The organism is Westiellopsis prolifica IICB1, assembly GCF_004323185.1.
GTDB classification, from domain to species: domain Bacteria; phylum Cyanobacteriota; class Cyanobacteriia; order Cyanobacteriales; family Nostocaceae; genus Pelatocladus; species Pelatocladus prolificus_A.
Genome location: NZ_NAPS01000001.1, coordinates 1,418,821 through 1,436,507, shown reverse-complemented (window position 1 = coordinate 1,436,507; position 17,687 = coordinate 1,418,821). Strand labels below are relative to the sequence as shown.

The 17,687-nt window shown below is 41.1% G+C and carries 20 protein-coding genes; 9 read left to right on the top strand and 11 right to left on the bottom strand.

The genetic code is table 11. The features are described 5' to 3' along the window. Nucleotides 1-126: 126 nt before the first annotated feature. Nucleotides 127-666 carry a hypothetical protein gene (locus B4U84_RS06155; protein WP_131116153.1) on the bottom strand — a complete coding sequence of 180 codons (540 nt, stop codon included), beginning with the start codon at nucleotides 664-666 and terminating at the stop codon, nucleotides 127-129. A 219-nt stretch (nucleotides 667-885) separates the two neighbouring features. On the opposite strand from B4U84_RS06155, the gene B4U84_RS06150 reads away from it, so the two are divergent. From B4U84_RS06150 to B4U84_RS06120, 7 genes are all read left to right on the top strand, one after another. After that, a complete protein-coding gene (locus B4U84_RS06150) occupies nucleotides 886-1,227 on the top strand; it encodes a slr0373 family blue light stress response protein (protein ID WP_017309228.1) in 342 nt (113 codons plus the stop codon). Nucleotides 1,228-1,338: 111 nt separating this feature from the next. Next, on the top strand, nucleotides 1,339-2,850 hold the full coding sequence (gene ycf46 / locus B4U84_RS06145) for a stress-responsive protein Ycf46 (RefSeq protein ID WP_017309229.1): 1,512 nt from the start codon (nucleotides 1,339-1,341) through the stop codon (nucleotides 2,848-2,850). Between the two features lie 146 nt (nucleotides 2,851-2,996). Continuing rightward, nucleotides 2,997-3,347: a DUF1257 domain-containing protein gene (locus tag B4U84_RS06140; protein ID WP_016863491.1), complete on the top strand. Its 351-nt coding sequence runs from the start codon at nucleotides 2,997-2,999 to the stop codon at nucleotides 3,345-3,347. Between the two features lie 510 nt (nucleotides 3,348-3,857). After that, nucleotides 3,858-4,880 carry a homoserine kinase gene (gene thrB, locus B4U84_RS06135; protein ID WP_131116150.1) on the top strand — a complete coding sequence of 341 codons (1,023 nt, stop codon included), beginning with the start codon at nucleotides 3,858-3,860 and terminating at the stop codon, nucleotides 4,878-4,880. 66 nt (nucleotides 4,881-4,946) lie between these two features. After that, nucleotides 4,947-5,459, top strand: a complete 513-nt coding sequence (locus B4U84_RS06130) for a hypothetical protein (protein WP_026081762.1) — start codon at nucleotides 4,947-4,949, stop codon at nucleotides 5,457-5,459. 253 nt (nucleotides 5,460-5,712) lie between these two features. Further along, nucleotides 5,713-7,323, top strand: coding sequence for an NAD(P)H-quinone oxidoreductase subunit 4 (locus tag B4U84_RS06125; RefSeq protein WP_017309232.1), 1,611 nt, complete (start codon nucleotides 5,713-5,715; stop codon nucleotides 7,321-7,323). A 73-nt stretch (nucleotides 7,324-7,396) separates the two neighbouring features. Beyond that, a complete protein-coding gene (locus B4U84_RS06120) occupies nucleotides 7,397-7,675 on the top strand; it encodes a GFA family protein (RefSeq protein ID WP_131116148.1) in 279 nt (92 codons plus the stop codon). Between the two features lie 96 nt (nucleotides 7,676-7,771). Here B4U84_RS06120 and B4U84_RS06115 read toward each other — a convergent pair whose 3' ends face one another. From B4U84_RS06115 to B4U84_RS06095, 5 genes are all read right to left on the bottom strand, one after another. Beyond that, nucleotides 7,772-8,899, bottom strand: a complete 1,128-nt coding sequence (locus B4U84_RS06115; protein ID WP_131116146.1) for a CapA family protein — start codon at nucleotides 8,897-8,899, stop codon at nucleotides 7,772-7,774. 118 nt (nucleotides 8,900-9,017) lie between these two features. Beyond that, the gene (locus B4U84_RS06110; protein ID WP_131116143.1) at nucleotides 9,018-9,989 is read right to left on the bottom strand and encodes a glutathione S-transferase family protein; all 972 of its coding nucleotides are present in this window, start codon (nucleotides 9,987-9,989) and stop codon (nucleotides 9,018-9,020) included. Between the two features lie 163 nt (nucleotides 9,990-10,152). Further along, entirely contained in the window at nucleotides 10,153-10,443 is a 291-nt protein-coding gene (gene gatC, locus B4U84_RS06105; RefSeq protein WP_016860287.1) for an Asp-tRNA(Asn)/Glu-tRNA(Gln) amidotransferase subunit GatC, read from the bottom strand. Nucleotides 10,444-10,579: 136 nt separating this feature from the next. Further along, nucleotides 10,580-11,101, bottom strand: coding sequence for a photosystem I assembly protein Ycf3 (locus tag B4U84_RS06100; RefSeq protein WP_131116140.1), 522 nt, complete (start codon nucleotides 11,099-11,101; stop codon nucleotides 10,580-10,582). A gap of 79 nt (nucleotides 11,102-11,180) precedes the next feature. Further along, a complete protein-coding gene (locus tag B4U84_RS06095; RefSeq protein ID WP_131116136.1) occupies nucleotides 11,181-11,855 on the bottom strand; it encodes an SOS response-associated peptidase in 675 nt (224 codons plus the stop codon). A gap of 202 nt (nucleotides 11,856-12,057) precedes the next feature. Between B4U84_RS06095 and B4U84_RS06090 the strand changes: the two genes are divergently transcribed. Then, a complete protein-coding gene (locus tag B4U84_RS06090; protein ID WP_017309238.1) occupies nucleotides 12,058-12,678 on the top strand; it encodes a glutathione S-transferase family protein in 621 nt (206 codons plus the stop codon). A 207-nt stretch (nucleotides 12,679-12,885) separates the two neighbouring features. On the opposite strand, the gene B4U84_RS06085 is transcribed toward B4U84_RS06090, so the two are convergent. From B4U84_RS06085 to B4U84_RS06075, 3 genes are all read right to left on the bottom strand, one after another. Continuing rightward, a complete protein-coding gene (locus tag B4U84_RS06085; protein WP_017309239.1) occupies nucleotides 12,886-13,113 on the bottom strand; it encodes a DUF167 domain-containing protein in 228 nt (75 codons plus the stop codon). Between the two features lie 80 nt (nucleotides 13,114-13,193). Then, the gene (locus tag B4U84_RS06080; RefSeq protein ID WP_017309241.1) at nucleotides 13,194-13,736 is read right to left on the bottom strand and encodes a DUF2231 domain-containing protein; all 543 of its coding nucleotides are present in this window, start codon (nucleotides 13,734-13,736) and stop codon (nucleotides 13,194-13,196) included. Between the two features lie 29 nt (nucleotides 13,737-13,765). After that, complete coding sequence (locus B4U84_RS06075) at nucleotides 13,766-14,506, bottom strand: LmeA family phospholipid-binding protein (RefSeq protein ID WP_131116134.1); 741 nt, start codon at nucleotides 14,504-14,506, stop codon at nucleotides 13,766-13,768. A 264-nt stretch (nucleotides 14,507-14,770) separates the two neighbouring features. Here B4U84_RS06075 and B4U84_RS06070 point away from each other — a divergent pair, with 264 nt between their 5' ends. Continuing rightward, on the top strand, nucleotides 14,771-15,805 hold the full coding sequence (locus tag B4U84_RS06070; RefSeq protein ID WP_131116132.1) for a hemerythrin domain-containing protein: 1,035 nt from the start codon (nucleotides 14,771-14,773) through the stop codon (nucleotides 15,803-15,805). Between the two features lie 132 nt (nucleotides 15,806-15,937). Here B4U84_RS06070 and B4U84_RS06065 read toward each other — a convergent pair whose 3' ends face one another. Beyond that, on the bottom strand, nucleotides 15,938-17,497 hold the full coding sequence (locus B4U84_RS06065) for a phytoene desaturase family protein (RefSeq protein ID WP_131116130.1): 1,560 nt from the start codon (nucleotides 17,495-17,497) through the stop codon (nucleotides 15,938-15,940). Nucleotides 17,498-17,500: 3 nt separating this feature from the next. Beyond that, nucleotides 17,501-17,687 (bottom strand): hypothetical protein (locus B4U84_RS30395; RefSeq protein ID WP_165490251.1); only part of this gene is annotated, 187 nt, incomplete at its 5' end.

The following is a 17,687-nucleotide window of genomic DNA, read 5'->3' as shown; positions in this document are numbered from 1 at the left end:
CTGGGGATCGGGGATCGGGGACTGGGGATTGGGGACTGGGGATTGGAGATCAGGAGTCAGAGATCAGGTACAAGGGAGACACGCGAAGAGGGAGAATTCAAATGACTATTGACTATTGACTATTGATTATTGACCAATTTTATAGCTACTAGCTATGTAATGAAAAAAGCGGTAGTAATTATTAAATTCCTGGCTGGGTGCTTTTCCCTGCCAGTAGTATTTCAGCTGTCCTTGGGCTAATTTCAGTGTCATGACCCCTTCTTGTTGTCCTACTTCTACTGTCAGGACTCCAGATACTCTTTGGGCTGTGGTGAAGTTGGGATTTATTGATGTTTTGGGATTTTTTTCTAAGATTATGACTTCTGGTAGTTGCATTCCTGCCCAACTACGAATTTCTACAAATCTATTTCTTGGAGAAATAAAAACAATTCCGTCGCCGTTGTCTGATGGCAAAGATTTCCAGGTGCTGGGATAGGGAAATTCAAAGCCATACCGGTCATTACTATAGATTTTCCAAGTTTGATTGGAGATGTTGAAATCAGGGGTTGTTGTACAGCTTCCTAGAATTACAGACAATGCGATCGCGTAAATAAAGTGTCTTGAATTCCTGAGGAAGTCAGAGGCAGGAGGTAGAAGAACCAAGGCGTTATTAATCAAGGCTTTCATCAATATAGTCATCAAAGGGAAGTTATCGGTATCTCACTAAATATTCTTGAGATTGTGTTGTTTTTTTATCACTAGCTGCTGTGATGCTGCAAAGCCTTGTATTCATTTTTTTGTAAATTATTATTACAAGATTGACGTCAAAGCGTCTTGCTGTCTTGACAAGCCAAACAGGAGTAGATATCGTAAGATACATACCCGGGTAAGACCGTTAACAGAGTTATGCAAGCTAATAAGCAAAAGGTTACTTTATACTTATCACCAGAACTGCACAGAAAACTGAAAATACGTTCAGCTATTGATTCAGCACCAATGTCGGATCTTGCCGAACGGGCCCTCGTTTTCTACCTGGCAAATTCGGAGCTAGTTGAAGAAGTAGCTATCTACGGAAAAACTCATAGAGTTTACACCTGTCCTAATTGTGAAAGCTCATTGGTTGTACGGGATGGCGAATTGGTTGCTATGGGCAAACAACCAGGAGTAATTGGTCAAGAACATCTGTCAGTGGAAGAGATGGAAGAACAAGCCCATCCAAAAGGTGAGGAAGAGTTGGTTCCTTGCTAAATAACATCAGAATTGCAAATATACAATCAGTTATTAAATACTGACAATTCTGCCATCTTTGCCAACTGCGATGTCTAGAGTTTCTGTAAAAGGTCTCAAGTAGGTCGATGTATGAAAGAAGAGCTCAATATCCTCATTCAAGCTCAATACCCTTTAATCTACCTTGTGACCTCCGAGGAAGAGCGGGCTGAGCAGGCAATCTTTACAATCGCTCAATCGTCAAAACCACAACGGCGAGTGTACGTTTGGACAGTAACTCACGGCATCGTGGAATATGGTCAACCCCGGAACGTAGGTCAGCATAATACTGTTTCACCAGAAGCGGCGATTGATTGGATTATCCGGCAAAGAGAGCCAGGTATATTTATTCTTAAAGATTTACATCCTTTTATAGATGCGCCTGCGACAACAAGGTCTTTACGGGATGCGATCGCCAGCTTTAAAGGCACGCAAAAGAACATCATTTTGATGTCACCGATGCAGCAGGTACCCATTGAGCTGGAAAAAGAAGTTGTTGTTTTAGACTTTGCACTTCCAGATATGGGTGAGTTGAATAAAGTATTAACTCATCACATAGATAACAATCGTGGGCGACGACTGCCAACGGAAGCACGGGAAAAACTTCTCAGAGCTGCTTTAGGATTAACTAAAGACGAAGCTGAGAAAGTATATCGTAAAGCTCAAGTAACAACAGGACGCTTAACAGAAGAAGAAGTTGATATTGTATTATCAGAGAAAAAACAATTAATCCGCCGCAATGGTATACTAGAGTACATAGAAGAAGATGAAACCATTGACTCGGTAGGTGGGTTGGAAGAGTTGAAGAAGTGGTTAACACAGCGTTCCAATGCTTTTACTGAAAGGGCGCGGGAATATGGTTTACCTCAACCAAAAGGGATGTTAATTCTCGGTGTTCCGGGTTGCGGTAAGTCGTTGATTGCGAAAACCACATCTCGACTCTGGGGTTTGCCACTGTTGCGGTTAGATATGGGCCGAGTCTACGATGGCTCAATGGTGGGTCGTTCGGAAGCAAATTTACGTAACGCCCTTAAGACTGCTGAATCTATTTCCCCGGCAATATTATTTATCGATGAATTAGATAAATCATTTGCTGGTAGTACTGGATCTTCTGATTCTGATGGCGGTACTTCTAGCAGAATATTTGGATCTTTCCTTACCTGGATGCAAGAGAAAAAATCTCCGGTATTTGTAATGGCTACTGCAAACCGAGTGGAAAGATTACCAGGAGAATTTTTAAGGAAAGGTCGTTTTGATGAAATTTTCTTTGTGGATCTGCCCACACCAGAAGAACGACAAGATATATTTAAGATCCACCTTAATAAGCGCCGGAAAGACATCTCTAGATTTGACTTAGAACAGTTGTCTAAAATGTCAGATGGCTTCTCTGGGGCAGAAATTGAACAGGCGGTCGTCGCGGCGATGTACGAAGCTTTCGCCCAGGATCGGGAGTTCACTCAATTAGATATTATTGCTGCGCTCAAAGCTACATTGCCGTTGTCTCGAACGATGCAAGAACAAGTTACAGCCCTCAGAGATTGGGCTAGACAACGTGCGCGACCCGCAGCAGCTTCCATTGCTGAGTATCAGCGAATGGAATTCTAAAAGCTTTCCCCTGTGAACGCAGGGGGGAAGAGCTAGCAATAAAAGCTAGCTGTGAATCAAAAAACCGCGTTCTGCGAAAACGCGGCTTACTCTCAAACAAACTAAACTGTTGTCCTTTTTCTCTACTCTCTTTGGAGGAAACCCAAATGTCTCATTTTAGCACTCTGCGTACCAAAATTACCGAAGCTGAAATCCTCAAGCAATCCCTACGTGACCTCGGTATTAGCGTAAAAACCGAAGCTGATGTACGCGGTTACAATGGTCAGCGTGTTCGCGCTGACATCGTAGCAGTATTGGAAGGCGAATATGACCTCGGTTGGTCTCGCAACAGCGATGGTTCTTTTGATCTAATCGCAGACCTGTGGGGTGTTGCTAAGAAGCATAATCAGACCGAACTGATTAACTCTATCAACCAAAAGTATGCTGTTAACAAGACCTTGACAGAAGTGAAACAGCGCGGTTTGCAAAATGCTAACGTTAAGTTGGTATTGCAATAGTAATTTATCTGCGCGTTCCCAAAGCTGCACGGGTTAACCATGTTAATAGCGGTTAGCCCGCTTTTTTTTCAACGACTGGATGCACTTCCAGTCGTTGTTTTTTACAAGCAACTTTATTTATTTTTGGTTGAATAGATTTAGTTTACTATTTTTAATCCAACATTTGTAATTTAACATTTTTTAATAAAAAATAGTAGCTGCTTTTAATCAAAACCCAGTTTCCAAAAAGTTACTAAGTTTACAAATTCTATTCAAGCCTGAGTTACAGGAAATAGCACTTCTGTGATTTGACACTCCCACCGCTAAAAGCGGATGGGATTCTTGCTTCACAGGGAGACCCAAAACGCCCTAAAGATTGCTCCATAGAGCAACGTTTTGGATTACTTTACCCACCCTTCGGGAAGGCTTCCGCCTACAGCAAGCATACACCCTCCCATAAGGGCAGAGTCAACCCATTACAAAATCCAAAATCGTGAGATGCTGGTTGATTGATTAGTTAAATTTTTTTCAATGGCTGCTGTTGATTCTATATCTGTTATCGTCCCCGCAACTACCGCAAATTTGGGACCTGGTTTTGATTGTATCGGTGCGGCTTTAACGCTGTACAACGAGTTTAAGTTTATGCGTGTGGATTCATCTTTCCCTTTGGAAGGAGAAATCGGAAAGGTAAAGATCACTGTCACTGGTGCAGAGGCTGAACAAATGCAAACTGATGAGAGTAATTTGCTCTATCAGGCATTTGTAAAGTTATATCAATACTTGGAGCAAACTCCGCCACCCGTGGAAATTGAGATTAAGTTGGGTGTGCCGTTAGCGAGGGGTTTGGGTAGTTCAGCAACGGCGATTGTTGGCGGTTTGGTTGGTGCAAATGTGTTGGCGGGTGAACCTCTGAGTCAATCACAAGTTATGGAGTTGGCGATCGCCATGGAAGGACACCCAGATAATGTTGTGCCAGCTTTGTTGGGGGGTTGTCGTTTGGCAGCTACGGGGGTAGAGGTTGAACCGCCAAGACGCCTTAGACGCGCAAGCGGCTACTTTCAGAAGCCACTTCGTGTCTACCGTAAGGTAGAACACCAAGAGTGGGAAATTTGTGAGGTTACTTGGTGTGAGAATATTGTCCCTGTGGTGGCGATTCCTGATTTTGAGCTTTCTACAAAGGAGGCTAGGCAGGTGTTACCTTCTCAGGTGAGTCGGGCAGATGCGATTTTTAATACAGCGCATTTGGGATTGTTGTTGCGTGGTTTGGAGACTGGCAACGGAGATTGGTTAAGGGCTGCTTTGCAAGATAAGTTACATCAACCTTACCGAAAGGCACTGATTCAAGGTTACGATGCGGTTAATGCTGCTGCTATTGCTGCGGGTGCTTATGGTATGGTGATTAGTGGTGCAGGACCTACTTTACTAGCATTAACTGATACAAAAGATTCGGAAGCAGTGGTGGCGGCGATGTCAGCTGCTTGGCAATCACAAGGAATTTCGCCCACAGTGCGATCGCTTGCAATTGATACTCAAGGAGCAAGGAGTTTTTATTAGTCAATTGTCAATTGTCAATTGTCAAAAACTCTAGACTATGGACTATGGACTATGGACTATAGACTAATGACTACCGAGCAAATTCTGGCTGAAATTTCAGCAGTTCGTTCTCAAATTAATGTTCTGCGTGAGGAACGTGCTTGTTTGAGTGTTAGCGTCACACTTCCAGAAAATGATTCACCCCAAGCAATAGCAGAAGCTTATCGTCGTTATGCTCGCGAGAATTCCCAATTGGTGGCGGAACTCAAGGGAATAGATGATGCGATCGCTGCTTTGGAAGTTCAATTGACGCAAAAACAACACCAGTTACAACAAAGGCAAATACTAGCCAAACAGCTTTCCGTAGAGGAACAACTAGAGGAAGCAAGAAAGATTGCTCAGGTTCATGCTGAACGCATTAATGAACTTGCGGCGGAACTTGCTACAGAGATACGCGGTCTCAAGGCTTGCGCTGATGAACTTAGTCCGTTGTATTGGCAAGTCTATTACAAGCCGTTTATTACTGGCTTCAAGACAATCTCGGTTCCCTATGTCCGTTCTGACGGTGATGTCTGGACGATTGTTAACCGCATTGTGTGAACAGCAAAAATTTTTTGGCTGAAAAGATCATCCTTAAGACAGTTGATATTAAGATTTATAACGATGGGTGGAGCCATCGTTTTTTATTGATTTAGCCAAACTTTACATTCAGAGTGAATTTTACAAAATTTATGAGTATTTATAACTAAGTTTTTTGAAGATTTAATGTTTATAGGGATAAATATCGTTTACAAAAGTATTAAGTGCTTAATATAATGTAATTAAAAGTAAAAACGAAAAACGATTGTCAGTGATGATTGCTCAATTTCCTTGGTTAACAACCATAATTGTCTTGCCGTTGGTGGCTGCCTTAGCCATTCCGCTCATCCCAGATAAAGAAGGTAAAACTGCCCGTTGGTATGCTCTGGGAGTGGCGATCGCCGATTTTGGATTAATGATTTCTGCTTTTTGGCAGAGCTACGATTTTCAAAGTTCAGCATTTCAACTTATAGAAAAATATCCTTGGATTCCGCAATTAGGCTTAAACTGGTCTGTTGCAGTCGATGGATTATCAATGCCTTTAATACTGCTAACAGGCTTAATTAACACCCTCGCAATCTTCGCGGCTTGGAAAGTAACCAACAAGCCGCGTTTGTTTTATGGTTTGATGTTGGCGTTATACAGCGCTCAAATTGGCGTATTTGTTGCCCAAGATTTGCTGTTGTTCTTCTTAATGTGGGAAATCGAATTAGTACCCGTCTACCTATTGATTTCCATCTGGGGAGGACAAAAGCGCCGTTATGCAGCTACTAAATTTATTCTTTATACCGCCGCAGCTTCTATATTTATTTTGGTAGCAGCTTTTGCAATGGCCTTCTCTGGCGATACCGTCAGCTTCGATATGGCAACTTTGGCAGCCAAGCAATATCCTAGAGCTTTAGAATTACTGGTTTACGCAGGTTTCTTGATCGCCTTTGGTGTCAAACTACCAATTTTCCCTCTCCACACTTGGCTACCTGATGCTCACGGTGAAGCTTCTGCACCTGGTTCGATGATTTTGGCTGGTGTGTTGTTAAAGATGGGTGGTTATGCACTGATTCGCATCAATATGGAGATGCTAACCAATGCTCATGTTTACTTCGCTCCAGTTCTGGCAGTTTTAGGTGTAGTCAATATTATCTATGGTGCTTGTTGTGCTTTTGCTCAAACTAACCTCAAGCGTCGTTTAGCCTATTCTTCTATCGCCCACATGGGATTTGTGCTAGTTGGTATTGCTTCCTATACAGAAATAGGTATGAGCGGTGCTGTACTGCAAATGATTTCCCACGGTTTGATTGCTGCTAGCTTGTTCTTCCTCTCTGGTGTTACTTACGAACGCACCCACACCTTAATGATGGATCAAATGGGTGGTATTGCTAAACTAATGCCTAGAACCTTCGCTCTATTTACCGCCGGTGCAATGGCTTCTCTCGCCTTACCAGGAATGAGCGGCTTTGTGGGTGAGTTGATGGTATTCCTGGGTATTGCTACCAGCGATGTTTACAGTTCCAGTTTCAAAGTTGTAATTGTACTCCTATCTGCTGTAGGCGTGATTCTGACTCCAATTTATCTGTTGTCGATGTTGCGTCAAGTTTTCTACGGTAAGCAAAATACAGAATTACATTTGGATGCAGTAGTCGCCGATGTTAAACCCCGCGAATTGTTCATCACTGCTTGTCTTTTACTTCCAATCATCGGTATCGGCTTGTATCCCAAATTGGCAACCCAAACCTACGATGTCAAGACTGTAGAGGTTGCAGCCCACGCTCGTCAGTTTCTACCAGTAGTCGCTAGACAACAGCCATCAAGTTTATATTCAACTATTATGACCGCGCCAACATTGGCAAATTCACAAGTTCCAAGTTTGGTTAATATTGCTGATTAATATTTCAAGGGCTGGTGCTATTTAATAAGCTTATAAACAACTGTGGGGGTGATTTTACGATCGCCCCCACAAGTTGTTTATAAGCCGTAAAGCCGATAGTGGACGGGAGGTGAAGTGTTTGTTTGGCGATAACTGCGGCACAAGATTGTTTCATGACCGTGCTTACAATCGAGAGACAATCAACGTCAAAGCTGGAACTTTAGATGATACAAGTTGGTTACGTCCTGTGGGTAACATCTGGACAAGCAGCGCCCAGCCTTGGGTATTAATTTCTGACGAGCTGCTTAATTATGAAGGACAGCCACAAGATGTGCATCCATTGTGGGAAAAATGGACACAACACCTCGGATAACTCTATTTATTTTTTGTGATTTTTTGGGGTGATTTTCTCTAGTTGTTGAGCAATTGCAGTTGCATCTTTTTCAAAAAAAGTTTCGCGATCGCCTAGTTAATTTATAACTGTTATTTCTCCTTTTTTATTAATCTTCACTGGTGTATTAGGAAAATCGTTTGTAGTCAAATAACGGATAAGTTTTACGGTTCGCAATTGCTTATCAATATAGGGGATTCCCTGACGATTCATATGCACAGGAATAATTTTACCTCTGACTAAATCCCCTTGGGAATTTAATTTTACTTCTAAAATCATTGAGTAGCCCGTCTCATCTCTATTAGATAAAGTTCGGTATCCTAAAAAATTCCCTAAAGAGTAAGCAATCAATTTTTCTTTATAAATCTCCATGGCTCTGGGAACATGGGGACCATGACCAAGAACTAAATCTGCTCCCGCATTAATCATTGTGCGAGCAAATTTTACGGGATTACCTCGATTTTCTCCATAGAAAATTTCGGTCTGATTTTTGACTCGTAGTGCTTTTGTTCCTTCTGCTCCGGCGTGCATTGATACAATTACCACATCCGCACGTTTTTTAGCTTGTTTTACCAGGTTTTTGGCTGTTTTGAAATCGTGAATCGAGTTGTAACGTTTATAGGGTGCAAACCCGATCATTGCAACTGAAATATTTTTAACTTGTAGTAAAAGTATTTGATTTTTATGACCTAGTGTTTCAATCCCAACAGCAGAGAGATTCTTAATCGTATCTGCAAACCCCACTAAACCAAAATCCATCGCGTGATTGTTAGCAATATTAAATACATCAAAGCCGACATCAGCAAATAACTGAGCATAGGAAGGTGGAGAACGAAACGCGAACATCTGTCCACGACTGATGTCTTTGGTAGTGTATGGATAGTTAGTTAAGCTGGTTTCAAAGTTACCGAATAAAATATCAGCTTTTTTTAACTGTGTTTTTACCGACTTTGGGATTAATTCGTTGCGATCGCGTGGTAATTTGTAGTTAGGAAAATTCGTACCAGGAATAACATCCCCAACAGCTTGAATGGTAATAGTATCTGTATAGCTAGGCTCTGGAACAATTTCACTGGGTAGGTTGTTTGTATCTGTAGCTTGCGTACGCTTAGAACGAATACCCAATCCAATACTAATTCCGACACAAAAACATACACCAATGAAAGCTAAAGGAAGCAATTTAGCCCCTGGTTGTGGATTAGCCATGTTCCCATTCCTCACACTTTGAGATTAGTCTACTGTATAAGTCAGTGTTTGTCGGTAGTGTAGGGATTAGGGATCGCCTATTAAATCGCTCTTTTTTTGAATATTTGGGATGCTGTTTCTATTTTGCAAACATGCGATCGCGATTATGGGGAGCATCAAAATCAATCAGTGGTCCTTTAGGAACAATCCGAGTCGGGTTAACTTTGGGATGACTCCGGTAATAATGTCGCTTGATGTGGTCTAAATTACAAGTCTGTTTTACACCCGGCTGTTGGTACAAGTCTTTGAGATAATTCCACAAGTTAGGGTAATCTACGATGTGACGTAAGTTGCATTTGAAATGCACATAATAGACTGGATCAAAGCGAAACAAAGTTGTGAACATACACCAGTCTGCTTCCGTAATTTGATCCCCACACAGATAACGTTGCTCTCCTAAAATTTTTTCCCAATCATCAAGAGCATCAAATAATTCTGTTACTGCTTCATCATAAGCTGCTTGCTTGGTTGCAAATCCCGCCCGATACACGCCATTGTTTATCGGTTGGTAAATAGCGTCTATCGTTTCGTCAATAACTTTTTGTGAATTTTCTGGATAAAAATTTACATTGCCCTGAGCAAGATGATAAAACTCAGTGTCAAACATCCGCATAATTTCGCGGGATTCGTTATTGACAATTGTATTTTTTTGTGTATCCCACAGAACAGGAATTGTGACACGTCCGCTATAATTGGGATCAGCTTTGAGATAAATTTGCCAGAGATAGTCAACACCGTTAACAGTATCAGGAATACAACCTGGTTCATCTGCAAATTCCCAACCATTGTCGTCAATTTCGGGAGCAACTACAGACATCCCAACAATATCTTTCAGTCCTTTGAGTTGGCGCATAATTGCGGTACGACACGCCCAAGGACAAGCCCAGGAAATATACAAATGATAGCGCCCTGCTTCAGCCTGAAACCCACTGGAACCATCGGCGGTAATTTTGTTGCGAAAAGTTGTAGAAGGACGGATAAATTTACCTGCTGAGTCTTCCTGTTCCCGTTGAGATAGCCACTTACCATCCTTGAGAATCCCCAAACCCATAATTATCCTCCTTTAATGATGTCATACCATTTCACGTTAATAGCGATACATATGAATCTTGTACCAGACGTAGCATTGCTACGTCTACACACCTGTATTTGTATCAAGATTTTTGTGAAATGGTATTAGTGGATAGGGGTGTAGGTCATACGCCCCTACTAACTTATTCTTCATTAAGAATTTTTGGCACTTTGAAAAATTCGCCTTCTTGTTCTGGCGCACTTTGCAGAATTGCTTCGCGATCGCTGTATGGTTGAAGATCGTCGGCGCGTGTCACATTACTGACATCAATAGCCCGTGTTGTGGGTGGTACGTCACTAACATCTAATTCACTCAATTGCTCAAAATAGTCCAGAATACTAGCCAGTTGAGTAGTGAATTGTTCTTCCTCTTCTGGTGTCAATTCTAAACGAGCAAGATGGGCTACTTTATGAACTTGTTCGCGATCGAGCATAAAATTTGGTCAATGGTCAATGGTCAATGGTCAATGGTCAATGGTCAAGTGTCATTGGTTATTAGTCATGAGTCGTATATTTTTTAGTAATGACAAAGGACAAAGGACAAATGACACTTGACACTTGGCCAATGACTTAAAAGAATACATCAATTTGCATTCTACCTGTGGTTTTCAGCCAGTTTTGGGCTTCGATGTAGTTATTGGGAGCAAGGCGAATGGCTCTCACCCAATAGTCAGCAGCTTTGTCAAACAGTGCTTCACCACCGTCTTGATCTCCTGCTTCTTTAGCTTTTTCCCCTAAATAGTGATAAATGACGGCGATGTTATTTAAGGCTTGAGGTAAGCGGGGATTGTACTCTAGTGCTTGGTGATATAACTCTAAAGCTGTTTGGTGTTCGCCGTTACTAGCATGGATTAATCCCATGTTGTAAAGTATGTAACCGCGATCGAGAGAGTCGTCTTCTAGTTCTAAAGCTTGCTTATAGTTGTCTAAAGCTTCGGCGTATTCTCCTTCTGATTGCGCCGACATTCCGTCTCGGTAATAAACAAAGGCTTCTTTTGCTCTTTTGTTCGCCGGCAGAATCTTTAGGATGAGATCTGCCATAACTGTAAAGGATTTATCAATAAAATTATCGTTTTTCTGAGTTCTTGGCATATGACGCCTCTCATTGATGTTGGGCTACTGGCAGGAGTTTTTTAACTATTAGCTAATTTAACTGATTTAGAGATGATCCTTACGATGCTAACGGGATAATGCACTCAGGGCTATTATTTTTGGGGCTGTTCACCAAGGTTGGGACAGGATAGCTAGTCATCGTCTCTGAAGGATAGGGGTGTAGCAGTGGCTGTAGCAATTCCCTGTCATGAACTTGAGGATCTAGCCAGAAATTATAATTTTCCTGTGGGAGAATTACTGGCATACGATCATGAACCTGTTGCAGTAATTCGTTAGCTTGGGTTGTCAAAATTGTACAAGATTTTATGTGTTCTTGTTCTGGTGATTGCCATTCTTCCCAAAGCCCTGCAAAAGCAAAGGGTTTTCCGTTCAACAGACGAAAATAATATGGCTGCTTTTTACCATCTTGTTTTCGCCATTCGTAAAAGCCATCTGCTACTACTAAACACCGTTGGTGCTTGAAAGCACGACGAAATGCAGGTTTTTCAGCTACAGTTTCAGACCTTGCATTTATGAGCTTTGCTCCCATGCTTTGATCTTTAGCCCATGAAGGTATTAAACCCCAACGTAATTGCTGAATTTCACGTTTGTGATTTTCAGAATTATACAAAACTGCCAAGACCATTTGCGTAGGTGCAATGTTATATTGCGGCTTAAAATCGGGAATTTTTTCGATCTCAAAAATTTGGCTTAAAACTTCTGGAAATACGCTTAAAGTAAATCTTCCACACATTGTTTGATCCTTGCAAATAACTCAAATTAAATATTTTAATGATAAAAATAATACCTATATAAAATTCATTTCTCAGAGAATTTATTTTGTCTATAATTGCAGAATTTATAAAAAATTTCTTCTGTTTATAAGTATTTTTGAAATATGATTGTATTTTACTGCATGATAATTAATCAAAACCTTCATCTCGCAATATATTGGCATGGAAACGCTAAGATTGTACGATTTTTTACCTTCAGGAAATGGCTACAAGATACGTCTTTTACTATCACAAATAGGTATGCCATTTGAGAGGATAGAGGTGAATATCTTGAAAAATGAGACTCGAACACCAGAGTTTTTAAGCAAAAATCCGAATGGCAAAATACCAGTATTGGAGATTAAACCAGGTAAATATTTGACAGAATCAAATGCTATATTGGTTTATTTGAGTGAAGGTACAGAATTTTTACCTTATGACCGCTTTTTACGATCACAAGTAATGCAATGGTTATTTTTTGAACAGTGCAGCCTAAAGCCTTTCATTTCGCCATTAAGATTTTGGATTTCCATACTAGGTAAAGCGGAAGAATACAAGGAAGCTATAGAGGAAAAACGTGAATCAGGTTATGCAGCCTTAAAGCTGATGGAAAATCATTTACAGAGTCATAATTTTTTTGTTAACGAACGTTATACAATCGCAGATATTGCCTTGTTCGCTCCCACCCATGTAGCTGAGGAAGGTGGATATGATTTGCAACAATTTCCTGCAATTCAAGCATGGATTGAAAGAGTCAAAACCCAACCAAGATATATCTCAATAAAAGAAGAAGTACAGCATTAATTTCTATTATATTTTGCATCTACCAACTCGTTTTAAAACATGAGCTTAGAAAACGAGTTAAATTTTTATGAAAAGTAATTCAATAGTTGTTGCAGTTATGCGATCGCTCTATCAAAAGTAAGTCCGCAGTAAGTCCGCACAAATAAAGCTTACTAGTTGGGATTGTCATCCAACAAAGGCGCACGTCTCTTTAAACGTTTTTCTGTCCTACGAATTTGTGTCTATTTCAACGAGCTTTTGTCTTGATGAGACACCAGACTTAATTCTAATTCTAGATTTGGCAACATCAAATTTTTCAGATAAAACTTTGATTAATTCTTCATTTGCTTTCCCATCAACAGGAGGGGATTTTAAATATATATTTAGACTGCCATCACTAGTTTCTTCAATCTTTTGAAATTTTGAGTTTGGTTTAACTTTGACTTTGATTTGCATAACTTTTTCTTTGTAATAGTCGCAGTCACCAACCCAGAATACAAGCGATTGGGGATTGGGGATTCTCCCCAATCCCTGTATCATGGTTGCTCTGGATTACCGTTACCAATTACAGAGATTTTGTGTCTGTAGACTAATTCTCCACCGTACCAGCCGGAAATACCAAGAAGTGTAGCTACGATTACTGAGATTATAAGTCCCCAAGGTAGTACAGCCGATATTGGATTATTCCAACGTAACACTAGGTTGATAATCGTCAGTACCAAAGCACTCACATTCAAAATTAAGTGCGCCCAACCAGCAGTACGCTTGCGGACTCGTCCTATTCTCAAAAAGTCCAAAAGTCCCGTTATGGCTGCTGCAAAACCGCCCACTAAACCAGCAGTGATTAACCAAAAAGAACCCCTCGCCCAAAAACTATCATTTGTGAACCAGAAAACTGCATCAGTTAACAAAGCGCCTACAAGAAAAGCAATGGGGAATTGCACAAGAATCGGATGGATGGGATGACCTGCAACTGACACAGTACTGGGTACACCAGAATCACGAAACTCTCTATCGTCACTTTCCAAAAATGCTGGGATATTGGGATAGGGTGTAGAGTTTCTTTCTTGAGTATCCATAGTTTCACCTTTTAAGAATTAAAGTAACTTTATGCTGAAGGGATTTGTTCAACTTCTGCTTCTGCTTTAAGGATGAGTTTGTCTACTTCAACCTCTAAGCTTTTAATTGTTAGATCTATTCCTTGTAAATCAAAATTATTCAGATTCAAAATTTGGCTAGTTGTATTCACTAAAGTTTGTGTCAGTTCCTGGGAGACTTCCTGATTATCACTATATTCAACATTGTCTAAAGTCACTGTTTTTCCGTTTTCACTCACGTGGGGAATTGCTGAAAAGGCTATATTATGATTCTCGTTACTTTCTTTTAAAAATAAAGTCGCATTGAGTGTGACTTTACTATCTCCAGGTAGACGAAAATCAACATTGCGTGGCACAACAGTTACTAATTGCCCATTAACGTGAATTTTCTGATTTTGGAGTTGAGATCCGATATATTCAGAATTAAAAGCACGGTTAATATCCTCTTCGGTTAAAATCACCAAAGCATGACCTTGTGTTGGTTTAGTTAATTCAATTTTGCCGAAAGCAGCACTCAGAGGATTAATAGCAACACTACTAATTTCCATTTCTATTTTCTCCATGCGGAGTTCTTGCTGCATAACCAAACCTTCGCCTTCAATAGAGACTGCTTCCACCTGTCCTTGGACTAGGTTAAGTGGTTCAGCTTTGACATTTACATCCAAATTTTTAACTTCATCTAATTGGCTAGATAAACCCATTTCTACAGCTTTATTTAGCGCCTGTTCTCCTAGACCAGGATTTTCAGACATTACGAATCAATCTCCACTTCAACTATCCTTGAGTCAATCTAGAAAAGTCGCAAGGAAAATATATCTATCTGGCGGTGGAGGTATAGTTTTATTAGTAATCTATCTCAAAGTATAAATGTGTCTTGAATTTTGAAATTATCCTAAAAATGACATTTTTATTTCCTTGGTTTTGGAGTTATCGTTCAAAAGAAAGATGGTAGTCTCTAAAACTATTATGTAATCTGAGAAAAGTAAAGAGAACAACTTTTGAGAGGAGAATACAACATGGTTGTCACTTTAGATGACACTAAGCGTACTGCTATTGCCGAGAAATTGGCAGCTATGAGACTAATCCAAGATTTGCTCATTCAAAATGAAGAGCAATTTTTGAATGAAATTACTGATAACGAAATTCGCGATCGCATTCGCAAAATGCTCGAAGATGATCGCAAAAACAAGGGCATTCTAGAAACAGTTAATGTCCAATATGGGATTCAAGCCGAGCCAGAAAAAACTGTTACAGAAATGGTTAATAAAGTTCGGCAATTGATGCAAGGATCTGAATTAAGCCTGTATGAAAAAGTATTTCAGCATGAATTATTAAAGCATCAACAAGTAATGTCCGGCTTGACAATTCACAAAGCAGCACAAAAAGTTGGTGCGGATGTGATGATGGCCATTGGGCCTTTAAATACTGTTAACTTTGAAAACCGCGCTCACCAAGAACAACTCAAAGGAATTTTAGAAATCTTGGGTGTTCGTGAACTTACCGGACATGATGCAGACCAAGGTATTTGGGGACGGGTACAAGATGCAATGGCTGCATTAAGCGGTGTTGTTGGTAGTGCTGTTACTCAAGGTAGTGATAAAAAGGACATGAATGTCCAAGATGTCATTCGCTTGGATCATAACAAAGTCAACACCTTGTTCACTGAATTATTAGCAAGCAACGATCCCCAAAAGATTCAAGAATACTTTGGTCAAATCTACAAGGATTTGAGCGCTCACGCTGAAGCTGAAGAAGAAGTAGTCTACCCAAGAGTACGTTCATTCTACGGTGCAAGCGATACTCAAGAATTGTATGATGAGCAAGCAGATATGAAGCGGAGATTAGAGCAAATCAAAGCTATTGATCCCTCTTCTTCTCAATTTAAAGATCAAATTAGACAGCTAATGGATGTTGTTGGCGATCATATTCGTCAAGAAGAAAGCACAATGTTTGCTGCGATTCGCAACAACTTGAGTAGCAATGAAAGCGAGCAACTTGCTACCCAATTCAAAGCTGCTAAACAAAGAATCCAAGAGAAAGCAGCTAAGTAATTAGAGTCTGCTTTGCTAGTAGCAAAATAGTTAATTGCTACAACTAATTTCATTAATTTGGATCACAATACGTTGTAGGAGTGTACAAACGTGCGCCCCTACGGTTTTTTTTAAATAATTGCAATCCAAAATCTAAAATCCAAAATCCAAAATAGGATAACCTATATCCTTAAGCATTTGTAAATGCTGATTCACAGGTGCGAGTGTATTGGCAGTAATCATACCGCTAGCCGCAACTGCTGGTAGTCCGATACCAGGAAATGTGGAGTCGCCACAGCATAGCAGTCCCTTTAAAGGCGTAGTAGAACCTGGAAACAAACCTTTTCCGGCTGCGATCGCTGGGCCATAGGAACCCCGGTGACGGCGTAAAAATCGCTCGTGGGTAAGCGGTGTACCCACAAGAGTCAGATCACAACGCGATCGCACATCGGGAATAATTCGTTCTAAAGCTTGCCACATTACCTGCGATCGTGCTTGTTTTTGTTGCTGATATTGTTGGCTATTTCTGTCCATTCCTTGCCACAATGCATACGGCTCGTTACCAGGAGTGTAGACGTGAATCACATGTTTTCCTGGGGGTGCTAGGGATGGGTCTAATATAGAGGGAATCGACACTAAAACCACGTTTTGATCAGCGCTAACACCTCTTTCCCAGTCGTTGACGATGATGTGATGACATGCTAAATCTGAGCGTAGTCCTTGAGCATCAATACCCAGATGTAGATGCATAAAGCTATCACATTCTGGTGTATCGGCTCGTTGTTGTTGAAACAATTTTGGTAAAGCTGTTTCTGGCAATAATTTCAGCGTATCCCATACCGATGCATTAGATATCACAGCCCGACGCGCCCAAATTCCCTTACCATTACGCAGACGCACCCCTGTAGCCTGGTGATTTTCTACCAGCACTTGTTCGACATGAGCATTGAGCATCAACTGACCACCGTGTTTTGTTAGCCCCCGTACCAATGCATCTACGATCGCACCACTACCACCAACCGGATAATCTAGCACCACACCCGGTCGATACCAGTCTGCAAACATAAATGCCATCTCTGCGGCACTAGTTCCATTTGCTGGTAGTCCAGAAAGCAGAAAACACAGCAAGTCTAGCCAGTTACAAATAAAAGGATCACGCACCACACCGTTGATGATTTGGCTAAAAGCACCAGTCAACTTGAGGATATGAGGTGCATAGCGAACCATAGATAAGGCAAATTGACCCGCTGTGATGGTTGCACCCAAATCATAACGTACAGCTGCCGGGGGAATTGCTACAGCTGCCTGAGCTAGGGGTTTCATCACACGTTGAAGTTGACGCCACTCGGCTACAGCATCCTGACCACGCAGCTGAGAAAGAACTTCACAAAATTGATCAGCACCCACAGTGGTGTCAAAGTCCCCTTCCGGTAACCAGCAACCCCATGTATCGTATGTTACCCAATCTACATCTTCTGCGATCGCATCTAGTACTTGTCGCAGGGGATTAGCAGAAGGTGTGTAAGATAGTCCAGAATAAAGCGACGGCCCAGAGTCAAACTTGAATCCATGACGCTCAAAAGTATGAGCAGCACCACCAGCAATAGCATGGCTCTCACAAACGATGACATCAAAGCCATACCGTGCTAGCAATGCTGCACAACTCAAACCACCAATACCGCTACCAATTACAACTACATCTGCGTTTTCCATAAATTACTCAGGGAAGAGAATCTGGACAGGGGAGTGTGGGGGACAGGTCGAACTCAAGTTTTTGATAGATTCTCCCTTGTTTTTTACTCTCCACTGTCGTCGAGTATCAAAGACTCGTCGTCGAGTATCAAAGACTCGTCGTCGAGTATCAAAGACTCGTCGTCGAGTATCAAAGACTCGTCGTCGAGTA